Origin of the sequence: Cupriavidus phytorum (genome assembly GCF_003254285.1) — a bacterium.
In the GTDB taxonomy this organism is placed as follows: domain Bacteria; phylum Pseudomonadota; class Gammaproteobacteria; order Burkholderiales; family Burkholderiaceae; genus Cupriavidus; species Cupriavidus phytorum.
On record NZ_QKZN01000007.1, the window covers coordinates 285,412 to 310,791 of the forward strand.

At 68.9% G+C, this 25,380-nt stretch carries 26 protein-coding genes; 9 read left to right on the forward strand and 17 right to left on the reverse strand.

Annotated elements, in window-relative coordinates; genetic code table 11:
- Positions 1–47 precede the first annotated feature (47 nt).
- From C7416_RS19530 to pdxR, 7 genes are all read right to left on the reverse strand, one after another.
- Positions 48–1,376, reverse strand: coding sequence for an MFS transporter (locus C7416_RS19530; protein WP_111520444.1), 1,329 nt, complete (start codon positions 1,374–1,376; stop codon positions 48–50).
- A gap of 84 nt (positions 1,377–1,460) precedes the next feature.
- Entirely contained in the window at positions 1,461–2,210 is a 750-nt protein-coding gene (locus C7416_RS19535; RefSeq protein WP_111520445.1) for an SDR family NAD(P)-dependent oxidoreductase, read from the reverse strand.
- Between the two features lie 170 nt (positions 2,211–2,380).
- Positions 2,381–3,268 (reverse strand): LysR substrate-binding domain-containing protein, encoded by an 888-nt coding sequence (locus C7416_RS19540; protein WP_111520446.1) that lies wholly within the window; start codon positions 3,266–3,268, stop codon positions 2,381–2,383.
- Positions 3,269–3,377: 109 nt separating this feature from the next.
- On the reverse strand, positions 3,378–4,178 hold the full coding sequence (locus C7416_RS19545) for an aminoglycoside adenylyltransferase family protein (RefSeq protein WP_146604295.1): 801 nt from the start codon (positions 4,176–4,178) through the stop codon (positions 3,378–3,380).
- A complete protein-coding gene (locus C7416_RS19550) occupies positions 4,175–4,498 on the reverse strand; it encodes a hypothetical protein (RefSeq protein WP_111520447.1) in 324 nt (107 codons plus the stop codon). Before C7416_RS19550 ends, C7416_RS19545 begins: the two co-directional genes overlap by 4 nt.
- 206 nt (positions 4,499–4,704) lie before the next feature.
- Positions 4,705–5,670 carry a tripartite tricarboxylate transporter substrate binding protein gene (locus tag C7416_RS19555; RefSeq protein ID WP_240988261.1) on the reverse strand — a complete coding sequence of 322 codons (966 nt, stop codon included), beginning with the start codon at positions 5,668–5,670 and terminating at the stop codon, positions 4,705–4,707.
- A 193-nt stretch (positions 5,671–5,863) separates the two neighbouring features.
- A complete protein-coding gene (pdxR, locus tag C7416_RS19560; RefSeq protein ID WP_111520449.1) occupies positions 5,864–7,342 on the reverse strand; it encodes a MocR-like pyridoxine biosynthesis transcription factor PdxR in 1,479 nt (492 codons plus the stop codon).
- Between the two features lie 82 nt (positions 7,343–7,424).
- Between pdxR and C7416_RS19565 the strand changes: the two genes are divergently transcribed.
- Positions 7,425–8,048: an FMN-binding negative transcriptional regulator gene (locus tag C7416_RS19565; RefSeq protein WP_111520450.1), complete on the forward strand. Its 624-nt coding sequence runs from the start codon at positions 7,425–7,427 to the stop codon at positions 8,046–8,048.
- A gap of 66 nt (positions 8,049–8,114) precedes the next feature.
- Positions 8,115–8,732 (forward strand): LysE family translocator, encoded by a 618-nt coding sequence (locus tag C7416_RS19570; protein ID WP_111520451.1) that lies wholly within the window; start codon positions 8,115–8,117, stop codon positions 8,730–8,732.
- Positions 8,733–8,755: 23 nt separating this feature from the next.
- On the opposite strand, the gene C7416_RS19575 is transcribed toward C7416_RS19570, so the two are convergent.
- Together C7416_RS19575 and C7416_RS19580 are read right to left on the reverse strand one after the other, a co-directional pair.
- Entirely contained in the window at positions 8,756–10,255 is a 1,500-nt protein-coding gene (locus C7416_RS19575; protein WP_111520452.1) for a M81 family metallopeptidase, read from the reverse strand.
- Between the two features lie 30 nt (positions 10,256–10,285).
- Positions 10,286–11,599: an MFS transporter gene (locus tag C7416_RS19580; RefSeq protein WP_111520453.1), complete on the reverse strand. Its 1,314-nt coding sequence runs from the start codon at positions 11,597–11,599 to the stop codon at positions 10,286–10,288.
- Between the two features lie 173 nt (positions 11,600–11,772).
- Here C7416_RS19580 and C7416_RS19585 point away from each other — a divergent pair, with 173 nt between their 5' ends.
- Complete coding sequence (locus C7416_RS19585) at positions 11,773–12,705, forward strand: LysR family transcriptional regulator (protein WP_111520454.1); 933 nt, start codon at positions 11,773–11,775, stop codon at positions 12,703–12,705.
- A gap of 27 nt (positions 12,706–12,732) precedes the next feature.
- Here C7416_RS19585 and C7416_RS19590 read toward each other — a convergent pair whose 3' ends face one another.
- From C7416_RS19590 to C7416_RS19605, 4 genes are all read right to left on the reverse strand, one after another.
- Complete coding sequence (locus C7416_RS19590; RefSeq protein ID WP_111520455.1) at positions 12,733–13,731, reverse strand: tripartite tricarboxylate transporter substrate binding protein; 999 nt, start codon at positions 13,729–13,731, stop codon at positions 12,733–12,735.
- A 90-nt stretch (positions 13,732–13,821) separates the two neighbouring features.
- Complete coding sequence (locus tag C7416_RS19595) at positions 13,822–14,880, reverse strand: beta-keto acid cleavage family enzyme (protein ID WP_111520456.1); 1,059 nt, start codon at positions 14,878–14,880, stop codon at positions 13,822–13,824.
- 56 nt (positions 14,881–14,936) lie between these two features.
- The gene (locus C7416_RS19600; RefSeq protein WP_111520457.1) at positions 14,937–15,779 is read right to left on the reverse strand and encodes a TauD/TfdA dioxygenase family protein; all 843 of its coding nucleotides are present in this window, start codon (positions 15,777–15,779) and stop codon (positions 14,937–14,939) included.
- Between the two features lie 12 nt (positions 15,780–15,791).
- Positions 15,792–16,772, reverse strand: a complete 981-nt coding sequence (locus C7416_RS19605) for a quinone oxidoreductase family protein (RefSeq protein ID WP_111520458.1) — start codon at positions 16,770–16,772, stop codon at positions 15,792–15,794.
- A gap of 163 nt (positions 16,773–16,935) precedes the next feature.
- On the opposite strand from C7416_RS19605, the gene C7416_RS19610 reads away from it, so the two are divergent.
- The gene (locus tag C7416_RS19610; protein WP_111520459.1) at positions 16,936–17,934 is read left to right on the forward strand and encodes an AraC family transcriptional regulator; all 999 of its coding nucleotides are present in this window, start codon (positions 16,936–16,938) and stop codon (positions 17,932–17,934) included.
- A gap of 10 nt (positions 17,935–17,944) precedes the next feature.
- On the opposite strand, the gene C7416_RS19615 is transcribed toward C7416_RS19610, so the two are convergent.
- A complete protein-coding gene (locus C7416_RS19615; RefSeq protein WP_111520460.1) occupies positions 17,945–18,361 on the reverse strand; it encodes a PaaI family thioesterase in 417 nt (138 codons plus the stop codon).
- 243 nt (positions 18,362–18,604) lie between these two features.
- On the opposite strand from C7416_RS19615, the gene C7416_RS19620 reads away from it, so the two are divergent.
- Positions 18,605–20,011, forward strand: coding sequence for a selenium-binding protein SBP56-related protein (locus C7416_RS19620; RefSeq protein WP_111520461.1), 1,407 nt, complete (start codon positions 18,605–18,607; stop codon positions 20,009–20,011).
- Positions 20,008–20,673 carry a hypothetical protein gene (locus C7416_RS19625; protein WP_111520462.1) on the forward strand — a complete coding sequence of 222 codons (666 nt, stop codon included), beginning with the start codon at positions 20,008–20,010 and terminating at the stop codon, positions 20,671–20,673. Before C7416_RS19620 ends, C7416_RS19625 begins: the two co-directional genes overlap by 4 nt.
- Before the next feature lie 9 nt (positions 20,674–20,682).
- Here C7416_RS19625 and uraD read toward each other — a convergent pair whose 3' ends face one another.
- Together uraD and C7416_RS19635 are read right to left on the reverse strand one after the other, a co-directional pair.
- Positions 20,683–21,201: a 2-oxo-4-hydroxy-4-carboxy-5-ureidoimidazoline decarboxylase gene (uraD, locus tag C7416_RS19630; RefSeq protein ID WP_111520463.1), complete on the reverse strand. Its 519-nt coding sequence runs from the start codon at positions 21,199–21,201 to the stop codon at positions 20,683–20,685.
- 124 nt (positions 21,202–21,325) lie between these two features.
- Positions 21,326–22,270 (reverse strand): LysR family transcriptional regulator, encoded by a 945-nt coding sequence (locus C7416_RS19635; RefSeq protein ID WP_111520464.1) that lies wholly within the window; start codon positions 22,268–22,270, stop codon positions 21,326–21,328.
- 405 nt (positions 22,271–22,675) lie between these two features.
- On the opposite strand from C7416_RS19635, the gene C7416_RS19640 reads away from it, so the two are divergent.
- The 3 genes from C7416_RS19640 to uraH are packed head-to-tail and all read left to right on the forward strand — an operon-like array spanning position 22,676 to position 24,896.
- On the forward strand, positions 22,676–24,025 hold the full coding sequence (locus tag C7416_RS19640) for an MFS transporter (RefSeq protein WP_111520465.1): 1,350 nt from the start codon (positions 22,676–22,678) through the stop codon (positions 24,023–24,025).
- Position 24,026: 1 nt separating this feature from the next.
- Positions 24,027–24,530, forward strand: a complete 504-nt coding sequence (locus C7416_RS19645; RefSeq protein WP_111520466.1) for a hydroxyisourate hydrolase — start codon at positions 24,027–24,029, stop codon at positions 24,528–24,530.
- Positions 24,531–24,560: 30 nt separating this feature from the next.
- Entirely contained in the window at positions 24,561–24,896 is a 336-nt protein-coding gene (gene uraH / locus C7416_RS19650; RefSeq protein ID WP_012355646.1) for a hydroxyisourate hydrolase, read from the forward strand.
- 22 nt (positions 24,897–24,918) lie between these two features.
- On the opposite strand, the gene C7416_RS19655 is transcribed toward uraH, so the two are convergent.
- Entirely contained in the window at positions 24,919–25,365 is a 447-nt protein-coding gene (locus C7416_RS19655; protein WP_111520467.1) for a winged helix-turn-helix transcriptional regulator, read from the reverse strand.
- Between the last annotated feature and the right edge of the window lie 15 nt (positions 25,366–25,380).

Sequence of the window (25,380 nt, forward strand, 5' to 3'; positions counted from 1 at the left end):
GTCTCCAGCAATCGGTTGGATCAGCATTTCAGGAAAAGGAAGCGGCCTCAGCGGTTCACCGACCTGGCCGGCACCATCAGCACCAGCACGGCACCGAAGACCACGGTGGCCGAGATGAACACCAGCCCCGCGGTGGACTTGCCGGTCAGGTCGTTGAGCCAGCCCACGATGGCGGGCGAGAAGAAGCCGGCCAGGTTGGCCACGCAGTTCACCGCGGCGATGCCGGCGGCGGCGGACATGCCGCCCAGCAGCGCGGTCGGCAGCGCCCAGAACTGCGAGGACGAGGCCAGGATGCCGGCGGCGGCGATGCACAGGCACACCAGCGACGCGCTCACGCTGCCCAGCAGCGGCAAGGTGGCAAAGCCGGCGGCAGCGACCACCATCGGCACGATCAGGTGGAAGCGGCGCTCGCGGCGGCGGTCGGCGCTCATGCCCACCAGCGGCAGCGCGACGATGGCGCACAGGTATGGCAGCGCGGTATAGATGCCGACCCACAGCGGGTCCGCCACGCCGGCCTTGCGGATGATGGTCGGCAGCCAGAAGGTCAGCCCGTACTGGCCCAGCACCACGCAGAAGTAGATCGCTGCCATCAGCCACAGGCGGCGGTCGGCCATGAAGGAGCGGATCGACATGTGCTCCATCTTTTGCGCGTTGTCGCCTTCGATATTGCGCTTGAGCAGCGCCTTTTCTGCGTCGGTCAGCCAGTGCGCCTCGTCGATGCCGTTGTCGAGGTAGTACAGGATCGCAACGCCCAGGCACAGCGACGGCAGCGCCTCGATCAGGAACAGCCACTTCCAGCCGGCCAGGTCGCCCACGCCGTGGAAGGCATGCATGATCCAGCCCGACAGCGGCCCGCCCACGATGCCGGCCAGCGGGATCGCCATGAAGAACATCGACAGCGCCTTGGCGCGCCGCTCCGACGGGAACCAGTACGTCATGTAGAGGATCACGCCCGGCGCGAAGCCGGCCTCGGCCACGCCCAGCAGGAAGCGCAGCACGTAGAACTGGGTCGGCGTGGTGACAAAGGCGAAGCACGCCGAGATCACCGCCCAGGTCAGCATGATGCGCGCCAGCCAGCGCTTGGCGCCGACCCGGTGCAGGATCACGTTGCTCGGCACTTCGAAGATGAAGTAGCCGAGGAAGAAGATGCCGGCACCGAGGCCATAGACGGTTTCGCTGAACTGCAGGTCGCTCAGCATCTGCAGCTTGGCGAAGCCGACATTGACCCGGTCCAGGTAAGCGCCGAGGTAGCACAGCATCAGGAACGGGATCAGCCGCTTCACCACCTTGGCATAGGTGCGGGTCTCGAAGGTGGCGGCATCGGCGCGCAGCGTCGCTTCGCCGCCAATGGGCGAAGCCGCGTATTTGGTCTTCATCGCTTGTCTCCTGCCGGGCAGCGCCGCGCTGCGGCGCACCGGCTGTTCTGGGGTCCCGCCTCGTCCGGGCGGCTTGGTTCGAATTCAGTGGATCAGCATGCCGCCGTTGACGTCGAGCGTGATGCCGGTCAGGTAGGCGGACATGTCGCTGGCCAGGAACACGCAGGCGTTGGCGACGTCGGCGGCGTTGCCCAGCCGGCCCAGCGGGATGCCCTTGATGATCTCGGCGCGCATCTCGGGGGTGAGCTTGTCGCCGGTGATGTCGGTCTGGATCAGGCCCGGCGTGATCGAATTCACGCGGATGCCGTCGGGCCCGAACTCGCGCGCCATGGCGCGCGCCAGGCCCAGCACGCCGGCCTTGGCGGCGCTGTAGTGCGGCCCGCCGAAGATGCCGCCGCCACGCTGCGCCGACACCGACGACATGCACACGATGCTGCCGCGCTGCTGCGCGCGCATCTGCGGCAGCACCGCCTGCGACATGTACAGCGTGCCGCGCAGGTTGACGTCGAGCACCGCATCGTAGTTGGCCGCCTGGATGTCGAGGGTGCGCACCGGCTGGGTGATGCCGGCATTGTTGACCAGCGCGTCGATGCGGCCGTAGTGCTGCAGCACGGCCTGCGCCGCGCGTTCGCAGGCGGCCTTGTCGGTCACATCGCAGGCCAGGCCGAGGTGCTGGTCGCCCAGTTCACCGGCGGCGGCCTGCGCGTCTTCCAGGCGCAGGTCCAGGATGACCACGGTGGCGCCCTGGGAGGCGAACGCCCGGGCGGTGGCCTTGCCGATGCCGCGCGCCGAGGCGGCGCCGGTGATGATGACTACGTTGTTCTCGACCAGCATCTTTGTCTCCTGCAATTGGACTTGGGATGTGTCGAGTTTTGTCGCTGGCGGCCTGGCGATCAACGCGGTCTGCCTCAGCTATTGCTGAGAAATTTTCAAACGTCGGCGGCAGGCGGTCTCAACGGGCGCCGCTCCGGTCACTTTGCCGGCCCTGCCCCGGCTGCGCGCGTTCAGGGCGAAGCCGGCAACTGGCGCTCGAGCCAGGCCAGGAAGCGCGCCACGCGCGGCAGTCCGGCGTTCTGGGCCGGGCAGACCACGTGGTGGCTGCCCACCTCCAGCGCATGGCTGTCGTCGAACACCGGCACCAGCGCGCCCTTGCGAATCTGCACCGATGCCAGCAGCGTGCTTTCCAGCGCCACGCCCAGCCCCAGCGCGGCCGTCTCCAGCGACATGTAGGAGCGGTCGAAGCTGAAGTCGAAGGTCTTGTGCGCAGCCGGCACGCCGAAGCGCGCGAACCATTGTTGCCACTGCACCAGCGGCGTTTCGGAATAGATCAGCCGCTGCGCGAGCAAGTCCTCCGGTGTTCGGATCGGATGCTTTTCGAGATAGGCGGGAGAGGCCAGCGGCGTGATGGTCTCGCGCCGCAGCGTCTTCACCTGCAGGTCGCGCCAGTGCGCGTAGCCATGCCGGATATCGACGTCGTAGTAGCCGCTGGTGAACGACACGTCCTCATACGAGCACGACAGGTTGAGCTGGATGTCGCCGTTGTCGGCCTGGAACGATTCCAATCGCGGCAGCAGCCACATCAGGCCAAAGCTAGGGCTGGAATGCACGCGCAGGATCTCGATGCTGGCCGGGCTGGAAGCCCGCTCGGTGGCGCGGTTCAGGTCCGCCAGCACGCCGGTGACATCGCGCAGGTACTGCTGCCCCACCGGCGTCAGCGCCAGCCCGCGCCCCTGCCGGAAAAACAGCGCCTGCCCCAGCGCCTCTTCCAGGTTGCCGATCTGGTGGCTGACCGCGGATGCCGTCAAACCCAGCTCCTCGGCGGCGCGACTGACGCTCTTGGTTCGGGCAACGCTTTCGAAGGCGATGATCGCCTTCACCGGTGGAATTCGCATGGGCGGCAAGGATCGGCGCGGGAGCGCGCCGAGACACCCTCCATCCCGATCGCGGTCAGGAACATGCCCGGATTCTACTTCGGCGGCCCGCGGGGGGCCGAGGGTTACGCTACTCCGCCCGCAGGGTTCTGACCGCGGTGCGCGCGTATTGCATGAACGCCGCAACCGCCCCGCCACGCAAGACCGGATCGTCCGGCCCGCCCGCCAGGTACGCCGCCCGCGCCGCTGCCAGCAGCGGCCGATGCGAATCCGGTACACGCTCCAGCGCCCACGCCGCGGCCACGTCCTTCGGCGCAATCCGGCCGGTGGCGGCGCTGTACCAGATCCGCGCCATCGCCAGCACGACGTTGCGCTCGTCGCCGGCCCAGTCGCTTTCGGTCCGCCATTGCGCGACGGTATCGGCGAGGGCAGCGATGAAGTCCTGCCGGGGCACGGGTTCGAAGCAGGCCGTGGCCGGCGGGCCAAGCAGCGCGACGCCATGCTGGCGCACCTGGGTCAGCAGGATGGCGAGATCGTGGTCCGGCATCCGGTCCGCGAACACACCGGCCTCGATGTCCTGGCGCAGCCATTCGCCGAACTGCAGTTCGCGCGTGGCCGGATAGCGCCAGGGCACCACTTCGCCGTGCGCCACCACGGTGACCTCCAGCGGCCGCCAGGGCGCACCGCTGCCTGGCGGTGCCGATACCTCCAGCAGGTCGCGCAGCAGCGCTTGCCGCGCGGCGTCGCCGGGCACGTTGCGCGTGGTCACCAGCAGGTCGATATCACTGTGCGGCCGCAGCCCGCCATCGAGCGCCGAGCCGAACAGGTGGACGCCCAGCAGTGTCCCGGCCAGGTGCCGTGCGATCACGGCCTGGGCCAGACGGACTTGCTGCGCGATGCCAGCGGGCAGGGATGGGGCCGCCCCGCTCACAGCGGCCCCGGCAGCGTCTTCAGCCCCAGCCAAAGCACGCCGATGACAACGTTGACCGGCACGCACAGCGCGCCGGGCACGTAGAACAGCGCCGACAGCGCCGGCGCGGACAGCATCAGCTCCACCGCGCCGCCCAGCGCGTAGAAGAACACGCCGCACCAGAGCCAGCGCCGCATGTAGGTCAGCAGCCAATGCGCGCGCGCCTGGTTGAAGTGCCAGGCGCGCGTGCGTTCGGCGCGATTGCCGCGGCTGGCGTCCCGGAACAGCCAGCCGAAGAAGAAATAGCGGTACAGCAGGGCGCTAAAGCTCAGCTCTTGCATGATCACTCCTTTGGCCGCTGCCAGCCGGAGGAGTGCGGAAGTCACGCACGCGCGGGGCGCAAGCAGCGATGGCAGCGGCAGGCATACCACCAGCGTACCAAAGAAGCGGCGCTAACCCGAGCCCGAGGATGCCCCTGCATGGCTGGCCGCACTAAGACAGTGCAGCCGATCGCGCGGCGATGGCACGCTGAATCACTGCACGCCGATCACTGCAGGCTGATATCGAGCTGCTGCACCACGCGCTTCTCGCGCTCGAACTGTTCGGCCGCGAACCTGGTGTAGTCCGCGCTGTTGAGGTGGACCGGCTCCAGGTCGATGGCCTCGAGCGAGCGCAGGTAGGCCGGGTCCTGCGCGGCGCGGAAGAACGCGTCGTGCAGCTTCCTGACCACCGCCGGGTCCATGCCGCGCGGGCCGACGATGCCCACCAGCGAGCTGGCGGTGATGTCGTAGCCCCGCTCCTTCAGCGTCGGCACATCCTTGAAGCGCGCAAAGCGCGTGTCGCCGACGATGGCCAGCGGCCGCACCTTGCCGGCGACGGCGAACTGTCCCCAGCCCGGGTCCAGCACCGCATCGATGTCGCCGCCCATCAGCGCCATCATTTCCTCGGCGCCGCCCTTGTAGGGCACGAAGGTGAATCTGGCGCCGGCGGCGCGGCCCAGCTTCTCCATCGAGATATGTCCCGAGCTGCCGATGCCGACCGCACCGTAGGTCACTTTGCCCGGGTTCGCCTTGGCATAGGCAAGGAATTCTTCCAGCGTCTTCCAGCGCGCGTCGGCGCGGACCACCAGGCCATAGCGGTAGTTGGTCAGGCCGATGATGTAGGTAAAGTCCCTGAGCGGGTCGTATGGCGTCTTTTGCAGGTGCGGCATGCGGAAGATGTTGGCCGCGACCATCGACAGCGTGTAGCCGTTCGGCGCCGTCGTCTGCGACATCACCTGGGCCGCCAGCGTGGCGCCCGCACCGGGCTTGTTGATCGGCACCACGCGCTGGTCCAGCTCCTTGCCGGCGGCTGCCAGCAGCGTGCGCAGCGAGCCGTCGGTGGGACCGCCGGGTGGGAACGGAATCCAGAACTCGATGGGCTTGGCCGGGAAATCGCCCGCCGCGGTCGCGGCCGGCGCTGCCGCCGTGCACATCGCCGCTGCCGCCATGGCCCTGGCCACGACCGATAGCAAACGCCCTCCCATTCCACGCCTTGTGATAGCCATGCGCTGTCTCCTGGTTGTCGTTCTGGTATTGCCGCCCGGTGTGCCGGCCGCGGTCGTTTTCGACAGACGTTAGAGCGTTGCGCCAGGCGGGCCAATTGCCGTTCTGCTCAATGTCATTGGCAGAAACGCCCGGCATGCGGGGCCGGACGCACCGGCCGCTTCAGGCCATCGCGGCAAGCACCGTGCCGAGCACGCGCACGCCCTGCTCTATCTGCGCGATGGTCAGGCTGGCGTAGCCCAGCACCAGGCCGGCCGTGCGGGGCCGGCCCGCCCCATGCGGCCGGGCATACAGCGCCGAAACCGGATACACGCCAACGCCGGCGCCGCGCGCGGCGGCCACCAGTGCCGGCTCGTCCCGCGGCCGCAGCGACGGCAGCCACAGCACCACGTGCAGGCCGGCGGCGGTGCCGCTGACCTCGGCATCGCCTGGCAGGTGGCGCGCAATGCCATCGAGCAGCGCCGCGCGGCGGCGCTCGTTCTCGCGGCGCATGCGGCGCACGTGGCGCTCGTAGGCGCCGCTGTCGATCAGCGCGGCCAGCACGCGCTGCTCCAGCACGGGCGCATGGCGGTCGGCCAGGCGCTTGGCCTGCCGGAACACCGGCACCAGCTCCGGCGGCAGCACCAGGTAACCGAGCCGCAGCTGCGGTGACAGCGCCTTGGAGAAGGTGCCGACATAGATCACGCGGCCATCGGTGTCGATCGCGCGCAGGGTGTCGATCGGGCGCTGGCCGTAGCGGAATTCGCCGTCGTAGTCGTCCTCGACGATCCACGCGTCATGGCGCCGCGCCCATTGCAGCAAGGCCTGCCGGCGCCCGATCGGCAGCACGCCGCCCAGCGGGAACTGGTGCGACGGTGTCACATAGGCCAGCCGGACCCGGCCGGCCGCGGGCAGGCTGGCGGTATCCATGCCATGCCCGTCCACCGGGACCGGCAGGCACGTCGCGCCGGTGGCCTCGAAGCAGCGCCTGGCCATCAGGTAGCCGGGGTCTTCGAAGGCAAAGGTATCGCCGTCGTCCAGCAGCAGCCGCGCGCACAGGTCGATGGCCTGCTGCGAGCCATGCACCACCACGATCTGCCCGGCATCGCAGGCCAGCCCGCGCGCGCGGCGCAGGTAGCCCTGCAGCGCGCGCCGCAGCGATGCCTCGCCTTCGGGGGCGGCATAGGACAGGCTGTCGTGCTGGCGCAGCAGCTCGGCCTGCCAGGCGCGCCGCCACGCCAGCGCCGGGAAGTCGCGCCAGGCGACCGCGCCGTACAGGAAATCGAAGCGCACCGGCTCGGCCGGCGGCGCTGCCGGCAGCGCCAGTGCCGCCACGCGACGGCCGAACGGCGACAGCGCCGGTACCCTGGCGCGCCGCGCCGCATCCGGCCGGGCCGGCGTGGAAGGCGCCAGCGGGCTGGCGATGCGGGCCGCCCGTCCCCGCGCCGTGACCAGGAAGCCCTCGGCCGCCAGCTGTTCATAGGCGGCCGTCACGGTGGTGCGCGATACCCCCAGCTCGGCCGCCAGGCCGCGCGTGGACGGCGCCGGCGCGCCCGGGGGCAGCGTGCCGTCGGCGATCTGGGCGCGCAGCAGGTCATAAATGCGGCGTCCCGCGCCCGTGGCGCCGGGCCGGGGGCCGGGGGACTGATCGAACTGGCCCATTCAAATTCCCGGAAACTGGACCTTCCGATTGTGCCAGTTGTCGGCGACAGTATCGAGCATCCGATCGCCCCGAGCCCCAACGATGTACGTCCCCGACCATTTCGCTGAGACCCGCCCCGACGCCCTCGCCCGCATCATCCATGCGTATCCGCTGGGCATGCTGGTCACGAACAGCCAGCACGGCCTGGATGCCGACCACCTCCCGTTCGAATTCGACCCCTGCGCCGGCGGCCACGGCGTGCTCACCGCGCACGTGGCGCGGGCCAACCCGGTCTGGCAGCGGTGCCCGACCGGCACGCAGGTGATGGTGGTGTTCCGTGGCGCCGAGGCTTATGTCTCGCCGAACTGGTACCCAAGCAAGCATGAGACGCACCGCCAGGTGCCGACCTGGAACTACGAGGTGGTGCACGCGCACGGCATCCTCACCGTGCGCGACGACGAGCGCTTCGTGCGCGGCCTGGTCGCGCGCCTGACGCGGCGGCACGAGGCCACCGAGGCCCGGCCGTGGAAGATGGGCGACGCCCCGCCCGACTACCTCGACGCCATGCTGCGCGCCATCGTCGGCCTGGAGATCGCCGTGACGTCGCTGGTCGGCAAGCGCAAGCTCAGCCAGAACAAGGACACGCGCGACCGCCTTGGCGTGGTCGACGCACTCGAGGCGCGTGGCTGCACGGAACTGGCGCAATCGATGCGCAACGCGGTCTGATCCGGCATCGCCGCAATCCGCGCGGGCGCAGCCGCAACCCTGCCTCATCAACAAGGAACCTGAACCATGTCGCTGATCCCCTTCCTGGTCGCCGCAGTCGTGCTCGCCATCACCCCCGGCCCGGCCATCGCCTATGTCGTCGCGCGAACGGTTGCAGGCGGACGGTCGGAGGGCCTGGCCTCGTGCCTGGGCACCGGCCTCGGCGGCTTGCTGCACGTGCTGGCTGCGGCCGCAGGCCTGTCGCTGGTCATCGCCCAGTCCGCGGTGGCGTTCAGCGTGCTCAAGTACCTGGGCGCGGCCTACCTGGTGTACCTGGGCGTGCGCATGCTGGTGCGCAAGGACCCGCCCGCCACGGTCGCGGCCGTGCCGTCCCGCGGCGCGCGCCGCGCGCTGGTCGAAGGCGTGGTGGTCGAGGTCCTGAACGTCAAGACCGCGCTGTTCTTCCTGGCGTTCCTGCCGCAGTTCGTCGCGCCCGGCGCAGCGGCCGTGACGCAGCTGGCGCTGCTGGGCTGCATCTGCGTCGCGCTCAACACGCTGGTCGATGTGGTGGTGGTCTTTGCCGCGCATCGCCTGCTCAGGTCCGGGGCCGCGAGCGCGGCACGCGCGCGGCTGATGACCCGTGCCTCCGGTGTCACGATGGTGGGGCTGGGCACCTTCCTGGCGCTGGCGCGGCGCGAAGCATAGCGGACCTCGCACCGCTGCCGCCCTCATCCGGGCTGGAAGGGCCTGCCCATCGGCTTGAGGCGGATGCCCGGGGCCAGCCTGGTCCACGGCAGGTCCGCGGGATCGGCCGTCATCGGGCCCGGCGCCTTGGCCACCAGCACGGCATGCGCGATGCCCTGGAAGTCGGCGCGGAAGTGCACCGAGCTCTTGTTGACCAGGATCTTCATCGCCTCGGGCTCGACCCCGCCCACCCGGAACAGGTTGCGGTCGAGCATCTGGGCCTTGCCGGCACTGACCACCACCTGCACTTCGTCGATGCGCAACAGTGCGACCGGGCCGACATCGGCCAGCATGCCGTGCATCATCGGCCCGCCGTAGCGGCATACGCCATCGGACAGCTTCAGCACCTCGAAGCGGCCCTGCAGCGGCGCATCGCCAGGCACCCCCGATACACCGCCGAGCGCCACCTCGATGGTCGCGCCCACGCCCGCACGGTGCGCCGCGGCCGCCGCGGCCGGGTCCCAGATCAGCCCGATCGCCGCCTGCCGCGCACCGTGGCGCAACAGTGCGCGCAGCATGCCCATGGTGTTCGAATCGCCGCCGGCGCCGGGGTTGTCCTGCGTGTCGGCGATGACCACCGGGCGCGTGGCCCCCGCGGCCAGCCGCATGGCTTCGCGCACGGCCTCGTCGGGCGAGAGGAACGGTACCTCCCACGCGGGCTCGTCGGCCAGCATCCGGTCGTACAAGGCCTGCACCGCCGCTTCGGCCGCGCCGGCGTCCTCGCCATAGCCCCAGATCACCGGCCCGCATTCCGGAAAATCTGCAGCCGGAAAGCCCGGCGCGAACGACAGCGACACCACCTCGCCGTGCTCGCGCTGCTGCAACAGCGCGTACATGGCGCGCGCCGGCTCCAGCAGCGTGCACATGCCGTTGATCGGGATCAGGAACGGCAGCCGCCGCACCGCGCGGTGCAGCGGCCCCTTGCGTTCCAGCAGGCGCTGCAGCAGCGCCGCGGCGCGCGCGCCGGTCTCGGCCATGTCGACATGCGGGTAGGTGCGGTAGGCCACCAGCGCGTCGGCCGCCTGCAGCATGGCCTGCGTGACGTTGGCATGCAGGTCGAGCGAGGCGACCACCGGCACCCCGGGGCCCACCGCCGCGCGGATGCGCGCGAGCAGCGTGCCCTCGCCGTCGTCGGTGTGCTCGGCCACCATGGCGCCGTGCAGGTCGAGATAGACCGCGTCGAAGCCGCCCGCGCGGGCCGCGCCGACGATCTCGCCGGCGATGCGCTCGTACGCGTCCTCGGTCACGTGCGCGGACGGGCTGGCGCCGGCCCAGACCACCGGCAGCAGCGTCCAGCCGTGCCGCTCGGCGGCGGCCATGAAGCCGCCGGCCGGGATGTTGACGTTGCGCAGCGCGCGCATGTCGTCGCCGCGCACCATCGCGGGAAAGCCTTCGCCGCGCTCGAAGCTGGCGTAAGTCGCCTTTGACGGGGCAAAGGTATTGGTCTCGTGCTGGAAGCCGGCGACCAGGATCCGTGTTGCCAAGGTTCTTCTCCGTGAAACAAAAGTCCGGCGTCAGGCCGGCGACACCGCGCCCTGCGGCGACGGCATCCGGTTGGCCACCAGCACCGCCGCGCCGGCCATCAGCAGCACCACCATCACCAGCAGGCCGGCCTGCATGCTGCCAGTGGCAGTGCGCACGGCGCCGATGATGGTAGGGCTGAGGAAGCCGCCGACCAGGCCGATGGTGTTGATCAGCGCAATGCCGCCGGCCGCGGCATCGCCCTTCAGGTATTGCGACGGAATCGCCCAGAACACGGTATAGGCGGCCCACATCATCGCCGTGGCGATGGTCATGCACAGCAGCGACACCGGCAGGTTGCCGCTGGACTGCGTGGCCACCGCCAGCGCCACCGCGCCGGTAAACGCCGGCACCGCGCTGTGCCAGCGGCGCTCGCCGCGGCGGTCCGAGCTGCGGCCGATCACCAGCATGGCAATCGCCGCGGCAATATAGGGAATCATCGAATACAGCCCGATCTGCATGGTGTCGGTGACACCGTCCGCCTTCAGGATCGACGGCAGCCAGAAGCTGACCGCGTAGATGCCGCAGATCATGGTGAAGTAGGCAAAGGCCAGCAGGTACACGCGCGGATCGCGCGCGACCTGGCCGAACGAGTGATGCCCGCCCGCCGGTGCCTGCAGCTCGGCAGCCAGCATGCGCTTTTCCGCGTCGCTGAGCCACTTCGCCTCGGCCGGCCGGTCTGCCAGCACGCGCAGCGCCAGCGCGCCGAGCAGCACGCATGGCAGCCCTTCCACCAGGAACATCCATTGCCACCCCGCCAGCCCGTGCGCGCCCGACAGCGCCGTCATCAGCCAGGTCGACAGCGGCGAGCCGAAGATGCCGCCGATGGGCCCGGCCAGCATCACCACCGCCATCACCCGGGCCATGCGTTGCTGCCCGTACCAGTAGGTCAGGTAGAAGATCATCCCGGGGGCGAAGCCGGCCTCGAACACGCCAAGCAGGAAACGCAGCACGTAGAACGTGGTTTCGTCGCGCACGAACATCATGCCCGCCGAGGTCAGGCCCCACAGCACCAGGATGCGGCTGATGGTCTTGCGCGCACCGATCCGGGGCAGCAGCAGGTTGCTCGGGATCTCGAACAGCACGTAGCCGAAGAAAAAGATGCCTGCGCCCAGCCCGTACACCGCGTCGGAAAAACCCAGGTCGCTCTGCATCTGCAGCTTGGCGAAGCCGATGTTGACGCGGTCCAGGTAGGCGAAGGTGTAGCACAGCAGCAGGAACGGCAACAGGCGCCAGTTCAGCTTGCGGTACAGCGCCTGCTGCGCGGCGGCTTCCGTTGGGGTGCGTGGGGGCAGGGTTGCGGACATGTCGATCTCTCCCGTGGTGGTCGGCTCTTGTGGACGCGATGTCTTTCGCTGGCAGGCTTTGATCGTCTGGCATCTGAAAAAACAGAGCAAGAGCAACTTAAGTCGGCTATCGTTGCCCTGCCGGCAACGCCACGACACGCCGGCGCCTTCCACGCCAGACAACGAGGTCCGACATGCGCGAACTGAACCAGCGCAGGCTGCGCTATTTCCACGAGGTACTGACGCACGGCTCGATCCGCGGCGCGGCCGACAGCATCAACACCTCGCCGTCGGTGATCACGCGCCAGATCCGCCTGCTGGAAGAAGAAGTGGGCGCGCCGCTGTTCGACCGCCATGCGCGCGGCGTGCAGCCGACCGAAGCGGCGGTGCACCTGCTGGAATACTGGCGCGGCTGCCGCGCCCAGCAGGAACTGTTCGAAGACCGCCTGCAGGCCTTGCGCGGGCTGCAGCATGGCCAGGTGCGCATCGCCACCAGCGAGGGCTATGTCGACGGCCTGATGGATGAGGTGCTGACGGATTTCTGCGCGCGCTATCCCCGGCTTGACGTGACCGTCGACATCCTGCCGGTGAACAACGTGCTGCAGGAGGTGGCGGAAAGCCGTGCCCATATCGGCCTGGCCTACAACCCGCCCGGCCATGCGGACATCGCGTGGGTGGCCACGTCGTCGCAGCCGGTGGTGCTGCTGGTGCACGCCGGGCATCCGCTGGCGCGCCGCGGCGGCAAGGTCCAGGTGCAGGAACTGGCGGACTATCCGCTGGCCATGATGCCGCCGGCATTCGGCCTGGGACAGGTGGTGCAGATGCTGGCGTACGCGGAGAACATCCAGATCCGCCCGACGCTGACCACCAATTCGCTGGCAGTGCTGCGCCACTTCGTCAAGCGCCATGACGGCATCACGCTGATCGGCGGCTTTGCGGCCTACCGGGAATTGCAGTCCGGCGAACTGGTGACCTTGCCGATCGCCCATCCGCTGTTCGAGGCCGCCAAGGCGCGCCTGCTGGTCAAGGCGGGCCGGCCCATGGGCGTGGCCGCCAATACGCTGCTGGACTGCATCCTGCGCGACATGTCGATGTTCGCCGGCGCGCGCCGGCGGAGGAAGCGCTAGCCCCGGCCCGCCCGCTCCGGTGCGCGGCTACTCCGGCACGAAGCCAATCGACCGCAGCAGTTCCGCCTGCCGCTCATGCGCCGCGCGCGCTTCCTTTGACAGCGCCTCGCTGCCGAGCGGCTGCCCGTTGTCCATGCCCATGTCTTCAACGTGCTTGCGGTAGCCGGGCTGCTGCATGATCGCCAGCGTGGCGTTGCGGATCTTTTCCTGCACCGCCGCGGGCACGTCCGGCGGCAGCCACAGGCCCATCCAGCCGGGCTCGGTCATTGCCGGGAAGCCCACCTCGGCGAAGGTCGGCACGTCCGGCAGCGCGGGAATGCGCTTCGGGTAGGCCACGGCATAGGCCCTGAGCTTGCCGGCCTTGATCAGAGGCAACGAGGTGGCCAGGCCGTCGAACATCAGCGGCACGTGCCCGCCCATCACGTCCTGCAGCGCGGGCGGCGAGCCCTTGTAGCCCACGTGGCTCATGTTCACGCCCGCCAGCCGGTTGAACTGGACCCCGAGGGTCTGTCCGCGCATGCCGGCGGCGTAAGAGGCGTAGTCGACCTGACCCGGCTTGCTCTTGATGTAGGCCAGCAGCTCGCTGAAGTTCTTCGCCGGCAGTTTCGGGTTGCCGACCAGCACCAGGCCGGTGCGCGCAACCTGGACAATCGGTTTCAGGTCCTTGAACGGGTCGAACGAGACCTTCAGCGCCAGCGGCGTCTCGGAAACGATGCCGCCCTGGATCAGCAGCACGGTATGCCCGTCGTGCGGCGCCGACAGCAGCGTGCCGACCGCGATCGCGCCGGCACCGCCGGGCTTCTGCTCGACGATCACTGGCTTGCCCAGCGCTTGCGCCAGCCCCTCGGCCAGCAGGCGCGCGAGGATGTCGGCGGTGCCGCCGGCAGGGCCGCCGACCACGATCCTGACGACCTTGGTCGGCCACGCCTGCGCATGGGCGGGCGCGGGGAACGCAGCCGGCAGCGCCAGGCCGAGCATGCATGTCAGCAACGCCCTGCGGCGCGCCGACGGTTGTGCTTGCTTCATGGTTGTCTCTCCGTATATGCGAGGGTTCGGGGCAGCCAGCTGCCACCCCTGCCCTTCTGCGGGCCGCATGCCAGTGGCAGCCGGCCCGGTTCAGGCGGCCTTGCGCAGGAAGCCCTGGTTGCCGCCATTGCGGTTCGGCGCGAAGCCGTTGGCCGCCAGCGTCTCTTCGACCGTGTCGTAGAACACGCCGATCCTCTGGATCTCTCGCGCTTCCTGCGCGGTAGCGACCTTGCGGCCGAACTCGCCGGCGATGCGCACCAGCTGCTCGATCTGCTTCACCGTGCTCATCTTGGCCGTGCGCGACTGGTTCCACAGGCAGTCCTCGGTGCCGCAGCGCACATGCAGCCCCAGCGCGATGCCCATCATGTTCACCGGCAGCACGTTGCGCACTGAGCTTTCGACGGTCAGCACCGCGCCATCCGGCACCGCACGGACCATGTTGGCCAGGTTGAACACGCTCGGCGCATCCATGCCGCCGCTGATCGCAACCCAGTTCATCACCAGCGGGCCCTTGTAGATGCCGCGCCGGATCAGCCGCTCGACCGATTCGAAGCTATTGATGTTGTAGCACTGGAACGCGCTCTGGATGCCGGCGGCCGACAAGCGGCGGATATGCTCCTCGACCCAGCCGGGCTGGGCGGGCACCGTCATTTCCTTGTACGCGTTGAAGATGGCGGGGTTTTCGCGCGAGGTGCCCCGGAAATCCGCCAGCTCGGCATGCTCGGTCACGTTCATCTGCGAGGTGTTCACCGTGACCGTGACCTGGTCCGGCACCGGATCGAGTTCGGCCAGCATGTGGCGCGTGTCGTCGGACAGCCACTTGGCGGCATCGCCCTCGTTTTCCGGGGCGAAACTGATCGATCCGCCGACCTGGATCACCATCTCCGGCACCGCCTTGCGCACGCCGGCGATCAGTTCGTTGAACTTGGACAGGCGCTTCGAGCCCCTGCCGTCGAGTTCGCGCACGTGCAGGTGCAGCACCGTCGCACCCGCGTTGTAGCAGTCAACGGCCTTCTGGATCTGGTCTTCCATCGTTACCGGAATGTCCTCCGGAAAATCGGAAGGCAGCCAACCCGGCGCGTAAGGTGCCGCGGTGATGATCAGCGGCTGCTGGTTTTCGGGGAACAGGGACCCATCTAGGTAATGCACGGCATGTCTCCATTGATCGTGGCGCTGGCCAGGCCGGGCCTGGCGGCCGGCGTGCTTCAGAACGGCTTGTCGCCGATGATGGCGGCGCGCTCCATCTTGCGCGGCGCCGGCCAGTAGTCCTGCACCGCGTAGTGCTGGGTGCAGCGGTTGTCCCAGATCGCCACGCTGTTGGGCTGCCAGCGGAAACGCACCTGGTACTCGGGAATCGCCGCCTGGCTGATCAGGTAGTTCAGCAGATGGCTCGCGCCCGGGGTCTTGTCCTGTCCGTAGCGCACGTTCTCGGGCGTGTGGAAGTTGACGAAGTGGGTGGAGAAGCCGCAGACATAAAGCACCTTTTCGCCGGTCTCCGGATGCGTGCGCACCACCGGGTGCTCGACCGCGGGGTACTGCGCCGCCAGCCTGGCGCGGTTCTCCGGGCTCATCGCCGCGCCGAAGGAATGCTCGATGCCGTGCTTGGCGCGCAGGCCGGCGATGCGCTGCTTGATCTCCTCGGGCAGGTGCTCGTACGCCGCGGCCATGTTGACCCAGATGGTGTCGCCGCCGACCGGCGGCGACTCGATGCAGCGCAGCACGCAGCCCATCGGCGGGCATTCGCGCCAGCTGCCGTCGGTGTGGTAGCTGTTCTCGTAGTTCTCGCGCTTGTCGCTGCGATAGATCTGCACCAGGCCGGGATGGTCGGGATCGCTGCCCGCCACCGGATGGTCTTCCAGTTCGCCGAAGCGCCGCGCGAACGCCACGTGATCGGCGCGCGAGATCTGCTGGTCGCGCAGGAACAGCACCTTGTGCTCGAGCAGCAGCGACCTGATCTCGGCAAACAGCGCCGCATCGCGCGCGCCATCGGCCAGGCTGACGCCGCTCAGTTCGGCGCCGATGCTGCAGGTAAGTGGTTGGACTCGCATGAAGACGCTCCTTTACAGCACGAAGATCGAAGAGCCGGTGGTCCGGCGCGACTCCAGGTCGCGGTGGGCCTGGACCGCTTCCTGCAGCGCGTAGCGCTGGTTGATGCCGATGCGGAGCCGCCCCGCGGCCACGTGGCCGAACACTTCCGCGGCCAGTTCGGCCTTCTCGGCGGGATCGGCGATGTAGTCGGCCAGCGCCGGACGGGTCAGGTAGAGCGAGCCCTTCCGCGCCAGCAGTTGCGGATCGAACGGCGGAATCGTGCCCGAGGCGGTGCCGACGCAGACCATCAGCCCGCGCCGCCTGAGCGAATCCAGCGAGCCCTGGAAGGTGCTGCGGCCGACGCTGTCGAACACCACCGACACGCCCGTGCCGTCGGTCAGCTCGCGCACCCGCGTTGCCACGTCCTCGCGGCTGTAGTCGATGACGTGGTCGCAGCCATGCGCGCGCGCCAGCTCGGCCTTGGCTTCGGTCGAGACCGTGCCGATCACGGTCAGGCCGAGCAGCCTGGCCCATTGCGAGACGATCAGCCCCACCCCGCCGGCGGCCGCGTGCAGCAGGATGGTCTCGCCGCCGCTGAACGGATAGATGCGGCGCATCAGGTAGGCCGAGGTCAGGCCGCGCATGGTCATCGCCGCGGCGGTCTCGAAGGAAATCGCATCCGGCAGGCGGATCAGCGGCGCGGCGGGCACCAGGCGCTCGGTGCAGTAGGCACCCAGTGTGTTGGTGAAGCCGGTATAGGTGACGCGGTCGCCCTCCACGATGTGGGTCACGCCCGGGCCCACCGCCTGCACCACGCCGGCCGCCTCGACCCCCATGCCGCTGGGCAACGGCACGGGGTAGGTGCCGTTGCGGAAGTAAGTGTCGGCATAGTTGAGCCCGACCGCGACGTGGCGGATTCGTACCTCGCCCGGGCCCGGATCGCCGACTTCGGCGTCCTCGTAGCGGAGGACTTCGGGGCCTCCGGTCTCATACATGCGAATGGCTTTGGCCAAGGCTGTCTCCTGATTGTGGTGTCCTGCCCGCGCCGCTATCATTGGCGCGGCGCAGTCGATTGTGAGACAGCCGGGGCGCAGCGCCCTTGACCGATCGCGCCACGATTTGCCATTTGACGACGGCCACGACCGACGCCCCCACCCCACTCTCGCGGCAGCCCCCATGACCGTCCTCGTTCGCAGCGCATCGCTGACCAAATACCTGGGAATCGCCCGGGGCGCGGGCCTGGATCCGGTGCGGATGGTGGCCCGGGCAGGCCTGGACCAGGCGTGCCTGTACACGCCCGACCTGCGCATTCCGGAGCAGCGCCTGGCGGAAGTGCTGGAGGCCTCCGCGCGCGAGACGGGCTGCCATTCGCTGGGACTGATGGTGGGGGAATCGTGGCGCCTGTCGGACTTCGGCCCGGTCAGCCTGCTGTTGCAGCACCAGCCCACGCTGCGCGACGCCCTGGCCGAGATCGAGCGCTACCGCCACTGGCTCAGCGACTCCATCGCCATCCTGGTCACCGAGCATCCCGGTGTCGCGGTGCTGCACGTGACGCTGCAAACCGGACGGCAACAGCCGGGCAGGCAGGCGATGGAGCTGACCGTGGCCGCATTGCACAGCCTGATCCGCGCCATCCTGGGCGAGTCGTGGATGCCGCACAGCGTGCATTTCGCGCATGCGGCGCCGGCCGACCTGCGCCTCCACCGGCGCCTGTTCGGGCCGCGCATCGAATTCGGTTCGGACTTCGACGGGCTGGTGCTTGCCAGCGGTGACCTGGACCGCGTCAATCCGCTGGCCGATGCCAGCCTGGCCGGCTACGCGCGGGGTTTCCTTGACCTGCAACCGGGCGCCGGCAAGCCATCCATCGCCGCGGACGTGCGGCGCACCCTGAACCAGCTGCTGCCGCGCGGACGCGGTGCGGTGGAACAGGTCGCGCAAAGCCTCGGCACCAGCCCGCGCACCTTGCAGCGCCAGCTGGAACAGGATGGCCTGACGTTTTCCACACTGGTCAATGAGGTGCGCCGCGAGCTGGCGCAGCGCCATCTGCAGGATCCGGCGCGACCGCTGGCGCAGGTCGCCACCTTGCTGGGATTTTCGGAACCGAGCGCCTTCTCGCGCTGGTTCGCGGCGCAGTTCGGCAAGTCGCCGACGCGCTGGCGCCAGGACGGCGCCTGAGGCGGGCCGCTTACTTCAGGTACTTCATCGTGGCGACACCGGTGGCCACCAGCAGTTCGCCATCCAGCCACACCTCGGCCCGCGAAAAGAAGATCGAACGCCCGCGGCGGTCGACCATCCCCTTCGCCGTCAGCAGCTTGCCGGTCCCGTTGCTGAGGAAGTTCGACGTCAGCGACAGCGTGACCGCATGCCGCGGGCTCTCGCCCGGCGCCGAGTAGAGACCGGCATAGCCGGTGGCGGCATCGAGCAAGGTGCAGATCGTGCCGCCATGCACGACGCGGCTGCGGTTGAGCATATTGGGCGCCAGCGGCAGTTCCAGCTCGACATGGTCGTCGCGCCAATGGGTGATCCTGACCCCGATGCTTTCCAGTGCCGGATTGTCGAGGCCGTAAGCCTGGTCCTTGCCTTCCACGATTGCCGCGTCCATCGCCCGGATGTTCCTTTGCCTGATCAAGCCTCCTTTGTGCGCGATCCGCGTGTTTCCGACAATCTGTATTTCGCAAACCGGACCTTCCGCCCGCATGAATCCACGCATGCGCCGCGGCATGCGCGGCTTTGACTCGGCATGCAGAACGACCTAGGCTAAGTAGGCTTACCGCGCACTCGGCCACGCGTCAGGTGACGTACCGGCGATGTCGCGAGGTCCGCCAGGACCAGGGAGGGGCTCACCATGAACATGCGGCCAGATCCGACGTTTCACGCCTCGCCGGAGCTTGCGATCCACGCGCCAGCGGAATCCTTTGCCTACACTGTGCTGCTCAGCCCTGACGGCGCGCAGCCCGACGCGCTCGCGGTGATCGACGTCAAGCCCGGATCGCCGACCTACAGCCAGGTGGTGCATACCGTGCCGATGACGCACAAGGGCGACGAGTTGCATCACTTCGGCTGGAACGCCTGTTCGTCGGCACTGTCGCCGCTGACCGGCCATGCGTTCCTGGAGCGGCGCTACCTGATCATCCCGGGAATGCGCTCGTCGCGCCTGTATATCGTCGACACCAGGCCGCATCCGACCCAGGCACGCATCCACAAGATCGTCGAGCCCGACGAGATCTTCCGCAAGACCGGCTATTCGCGGCCGCATACCGTGCACTGCGGCCCGGAAGGCATCTATGTCAGCACGCTGGGCGGCAGCGGGCCGGATGGCACCGATGGCCCGCCCGGCATCTTCATCATGGACTGCGAGACCTTCGAGGTGCTGGGCCGCTGGGAGATCGACCGCGGCGAGCAGCAGAAGCACTACGACTTCTGGTGGAACCTGCCGCGCGACTACATGGTGTCGAGCGAATGGGCCCTGCCCCCGCAGTTCGAGAACGGGCTGGTGCCCGAGGATCTGCTGGGCAACCGCTACGGCCACAAGCTGCATTTCTGGGACCTGCGCGCACGGCGCAACGTGCAGACCATCGACCTCGGCGCGAATCACCAGATGGCGCTGGAAGTCCGGCCCGCGCATGATCCGGTGCGCGAGTACGGCTTCGTCGGCGTGGTGGTCGACACCACCAACCTGGAAGGCTCGATCTGGACCTGGTGGCGCGAAGACGGCAAGTTCCACGCCGAGAAGACGGCGACGATCCCGGCCGAGCCCGCCGATGCCAGCCAGTTGCCGCCGCTGCTGCAAGGCTTCGGCGCGGTGCCGCCGCTGGTGACCGATATCGACCTGTCGCTGGACGACAAATTCCTCTACGTGTCGTGCTGGGGCACGGGCGAGATGCGGCAGTACGACGTCACCGATCCGCGCAAGCCCCGGCTGGCCGGCTCGGTCCATCTCGGCGGCATGGTCCGCCGCACTCCGCACCCCAACGGCAAGCCCTTCGCCGGCGGCCCGCAGATGGTGGAGATCAGCCGCGACGGCGAGCGCGTCTACTGGACCAACTCGCTGTATTCCACCTGGGACCAGCAGTTCTATCCCGACGGCATTCCAGGCGCGCAGGTCATGGCCCGCGCCGGAGCGGACGGCGGCCTGGAGCTGGCCGACGACTACTGGGTCGAGTTTCCCGAAGGCTACCGCGCGCACCAGATCCGGCTGGAAGGCGGCGACTGCTCGACCGATTCGTTCTGCTATCCCTCGGCCAGGGCTTGAGCGGGCACGACTGGGAACAGCTGGGCCTGTGGTCGGCGGTGCTGGCCAGCGGGCTCTATCACGGCGTCAACCCGGCGATGGGATGGCCGCTGGCGGTATCGAATGGCCTGCTGACGCACAGCGGCCGCGCCCTGCTTGCGGCGCTGGGGTATCTGGCGGCGGGGCACGCGCTGGCGGTGCTGGCGGTGACGCTGCCGTTCGGCATGCTGGCCGCGCTGGTCGCCTGGCAGGCGCAGATCCGCATCGGCGCCAGCCTGCTGCTGATCGCCGGCGGCATCGCGCTGCTGCTCAGGCGCGGCCATCCGCGCGCACTGGTGCGCATCGCGCCGTCGCGCCTGGCACTGTGGTCGTTCGCGGTGGCGATCGCGCATGGCGCCGGGCTGATGCTGGTGCCGATCTATCTTGGCCTGTGCCGAACCGATAGCGAGCCGGGGCACCAGGCCGCGGCCACGCTCGCCGGTGCCAACCTGGGCATGGCGCTGGCGGTCGCGCTGCTGCATACGCTGGCCATGTTTGCCATGGGCGGCGGCATGGCATGGCTGGTCTACCGCTACCTGGGGCTGCAGTTCGTCTCGCGCAGCTGGTTCAACCTGGAGGCGGTCTGGGCCCTCAGCCTCATGCTGGTCGGGATGCTGGCGCTGGGGCTTGAAGCCTTTGGCTAGGCGCCAGGCTCAGCCGGCCAGCCGCGCCATCAGCCGTCCGCGCGTGATGGCCGCGATCTGCGCCAGCGCCTCGTCCAGTTCCTGCTGCGTGCTGCGGCCGATGCGGCGCTCGAACGCGGCAAAGATGCCTTCGCGAGTGTAGTGGCGCACGCAGATGATGAAGGGGAAGCCGTGGCGCGCCTGGTAGTCGGCGTTGAGCTGGTCCAGCGCGGCCTCCTGCTGCACCGACATCGCATCCAGTCCGGCGCTCTTCTGCTCGGCGTTGGAATCCGCCGTCATGGTGCCCGCGCGGATATTGCGCGCCGACAGCTGCGGGTGCAGGTTCAGGAAATCGCACTGGCGCGGCGCGTCGAGCTTGCGCACCACGTCCATCATCGCGCCATGCAGCGCCGCCACCGAGGCGAACGGCCGCTGCGCCCAGGCGCCTGCCGCGGCCTGCGGAAAGTGTTCGAACACGCTGCCGAAGGCCTCGGCAAAGGCCGCTTCGTCCAGGGCGTTGACCGACGCCAGGTCGAGGGGGTGAGACATGGAGGCTTCTCCCGTAGGGATCCCGCGCAAGGCGGATCGTTGGATACGGGGCCGAGTATAGGAACGCCCCGCCGCAGCGGCGAGAGCCCGCGCCCTATAGATCGCATAACAGAAACCGATACCGCTAGCGATGCATGTCGCGCAGGTCGCGCAGTTCCTGCGAGGCCGCGCTCAGCATGCCGCGCAGCCAGACATGGGCGGCGGAGCGGTGGCGCGACGGGTGCCACAGCTGGTAGAAGCGCATGAAGGGGAACTCGATCGGCGGCTCCAGCACCGCCAGCGGCACATGCTGCGCATGGTAGTTGGCGAAATGGCGCGCGGTGGTCAGGATCAGGTCGGTGCCGGGGATCAGGCTGGGCGCGAGGTTGAAGTAAGGACAGCTGATCCGGTTGTCGCGGTGCACGCGCATGGTGCTCAGGCCTGCATCCACCAGCCCGCGCTGGTCGCGCGAGTACGGCGTCGGCACGATATGCGATGCGCCCAGGTAAGCCTGCGCGGTGAACTTGCCCGGCTGCGCATGCACGCTGTCCTGCGCCACCACGCACACCACCTCGTCCTCCAGCAGCACTGACAGGTGCAGGTGCTCGGGCGGATTGGGCCAGTTGCCGATCACGATATCGACCGTGCCCGCCGACAGCGCCTGCTCATAGTCGAAGCTGGTCCCCAGCGGCAGCGCCGACAGCCGCGCATGCGGCGCGGCGCGGCGCACGGCGCGCACCACGTGCGCAAAGAACGGCGGCGCCAGGTAGTCCGGCATCGCCACCACGAAGCTCTGCTCGGTGGTGGCCGGGTCGAAGCGGTCGTCCGACACCAGCAGGTTGTCGAGCGCGCTGAGCGCGGCCTGCGCGTTGCGCGCCAGCTGCAGCGCGCGCTCGGTCGGCACCATCACGTTCTTCTCGCGCGTCAGCAGCGGGTCGTTGAAGATCGCACGCAGGCGCTTGAGCGCGGCGCTGATGGCCGGCTGCGACTGGTTCAGGCGGATCGCCGTGCGCGACACGCTCTGCTCGGCGATCAGGATGCACAGCACGCGCAGCAGGTAGGTGTCGAACGGGTCGTCGGCGCGAATCATGTTGGGTCCGTGGCAGGGGAATAAAGGCGGGAACAAAGAAAGCATGGCGGGTGCGGCTGCCGCCGCTCGCGGCGGTGCCGGTATGCCAGGCCATGGCGACTTTGTAGCGTGTCGCGCACCGCACGGCAACTGGTGGAACCCGGACAGGCGCCGCCGCGCCGCGTGCGCGGCATCCCAGCAGCGGGCCGATCAGGGTAATCCATAGGTCTACACGTGGCCGCCGCGGATTCCCGCAAACCCGCCACAGGCAAGGGATAGCGGCCCATATCGGCGCTGCTATGGGGCCTATACCAGCCCCCTCGTTTCGCATCGGCGGGCCATTCATATACTTGCTCCCAACCCGGCGGACCGCATGCACCGCCACCAGGCCCCGGCCTGGCAGAACACCACAAGACAGGAGACATCATGTCGATCACGAAACAAGGCGTACCGGTCTTCGCCGGCACCGCCGAAGACGCCGAGGACAGCGTCTACCGCAAGGTAACCTGGCGCCTGCTGCCCTTCCTCGGGGTGCTGTGGGTGCTGGCGTGGCTGGACCGCGTCAACATCGGCTTCGCCAAGCTGCAGATGCTGGACGCGCTGCGCTTCAGCGAGGCCGTGTACGGCCTTGGGGCGGGCATCTTCTTCCTGGGCTACTTCTTCTTCGAAGTGCCGTCGAACATGCTGCTGCAGAAGATCGGCGCCAAGAAGACGATCATGCGCATCACCATCTGCTGGGGCGTGATCTGCATGCTGCAGAGCTACGTCACCACGCCCACGCAGTTCTACATCCTGCGCTTCCTGCTGGGCGCGTTCGAGGCCGGCTTCTACCCCGGCGTGATCCTGTACCTGACCTACTGGTACCCGTCGCAGCGCCGCGCGCGCGCCTTCGGCACCTTCATGTCGGCGTCCGCCATCGCCGGCGTGCTGGGCGGCCCGCTGGCAGGCTGGATCATGACCGGCATGGCGGGGGTCAACGGCATGCACGGCTGGCAGTGGCTGTTCATCCTGGAGGGCATCCCGTCGGTGCTGGCCGGCATCTTTGCCTGGTTCTACATGACCGACAAGCCCGAGCAGGCACGCTGGCTGTCCGACGCCGAGAAGCGCGTGGTGCAGGACGCGCTCAAGCGCGACAATGCGGCGATGGGCGAGCGCGGCCACGACTGGCGCACGCTCTTCACCAACCCCAAGGTCTGGCTGCTGATCGCGATCTTCTTCTGCCTGCTGTGCGCCAACTCGACGCTGACCTTCTGGATCCCGACCATCATCAAGGACGTGGGCTTCACCACGCCGATGGCAGTGGGCTGGATCGCCGCGGTGGCGTACCTGTGCGGCGCCGCCGGCATGATCCTCAACGGCGCGCATTCCGACCGCCGCAACGAAGTGCGCTGGCATTTCAGCGGCGCGGCGCTGGTCGGCGGCGGTGCCATGGCCGTGCTGGCGGTGCTGCTGGGCGCGCAGGTGCTGTCGCCGGTGATCGCGCTGCTGGCAATGACCGCCGCGCTGGTGGGCACCATGAGCGCGATCCCGGTGTTCTGGCAGCTGCCCAACCGCTACCTGGCCGGCAGCGCCGCCGCGGTGGGCGTGGCGCTGATCAACTCGGTGGCCAACCTGGCCGGCTTCGGCGCCCCGTACGTGATGGGGCTGGTCAAGAACACCACCGGCAAGCTGACCTCCGGGCTGTACCTGGTGGCCGTGATCGAAGTGCTGGCCGCGGTGCTGGTGCTGGTGGGCATCCGCCAGCTGCGTGGCAAGCCTGCCCGTCAAGGAGCCTGAGATGGACGACCATACCTTTGATCCCGCGCGCCGGCGCTTCGCGCTGCAATCGATGACGCTGGGCGGCGGCGCGCTGCTGGCCGGCGCCAGCTGGGGCGCCACGCCGGACGCGCCCAACCAGACCGCGGCGCCGGTGCAGCAAGGCGGCCTTGGCCCGCGCCTGACGCTGCATGCGCTCGACACCTACCACGGCACGCCCGCGGCCGGCATGCGCGTGGAGATGTTCCGCATCGACCATGGCCAGCGCGTGCCGCTGCAGACCGTCACGCTGGCCGCCAACGGCCGCAGCGAGCCGCCGCTGCTGATCGGCGACAGCTACCGCACCGGCACCTACGAGCTGATCCTGCATGCCGACGAATACTTCGCCGCGCGCAAGGCCAGCCTGCCGCAACCGTCGTTCCTGTCGAAGATCCCGCTGCGCGTGCGCGTCACCGACGCCGGCCAGCGCATCCACCTGCCCGTGCTGTTCGGGCCGTGGAGCTACAACTACTACCGCGGCAGCTGAGCGCGCGGCCAAACCCGGAGAGATCGCATCATGGCAGGTATCAGCACGCACGTGCTCGACGTATCGCTGGGCCGCCCGGTGGCCGGCATGCAGGTCGAGCTGTTCGACGTTGCGGTGCAGCCGCCCCGGCTGCTCGCGCGCACCCGCACCAACCACGACGGGCGCACCGACGCGCCGATGCTGCCGCCGGCGCAGGCGCGCACCGGCGAGTTCGAGCTGCGCTTCTGGGTGGCGGATTACTTCCGCACCCCCGACGTATTCGCCGACATCGTGCCGGTGCGCTTCACCATCGCCGACGCCGCGCAGCACTACCACGTGCCGCTGCTGTGTTCGCCGTGGAGCTTCGGCACCTATCGCGGCAGTTGAACGCCAGGGCGCAGGCCCGCGCCTAGCGCGGCTTGCGCACCTCCGCCTCGTCGTGCGACAGCACCTTGCCGTCGCCGGCGCGCGGCATCATCGGCGGCACCGGCTTGCCGGTGCGCTTTTCCACCAGTTGCGAGCGGCGCTCGCCGCGCGCGAACAGGTGGTGCTCTCCCCACTGGCGCAACGCCACCACGATGGGGAACAGGCTCTCCCCCATTTCCGTCAGCACGTACTCCTGGTAGGCACTGCCGTCCGAAGCGGGCCGCGTCGCCAGGATGCCGGCTTCCACCAGCCGGCGCAGGCGGTCGGACAGGATATTGCGCGCCACTGCCAGGCTGCGCTGGAAGTCGCTGAAGCGGTGCATGCCGTCGACGGCATCGCGCACGATCATCAGCGACCAGCGGTCGCCGACCAGCGCCAGCGCGCGCGCCACGGGGCAAGTGTCTTCGCTCGGATCCTTGCGGGTGACCATGTCTGGCTAGCCTTG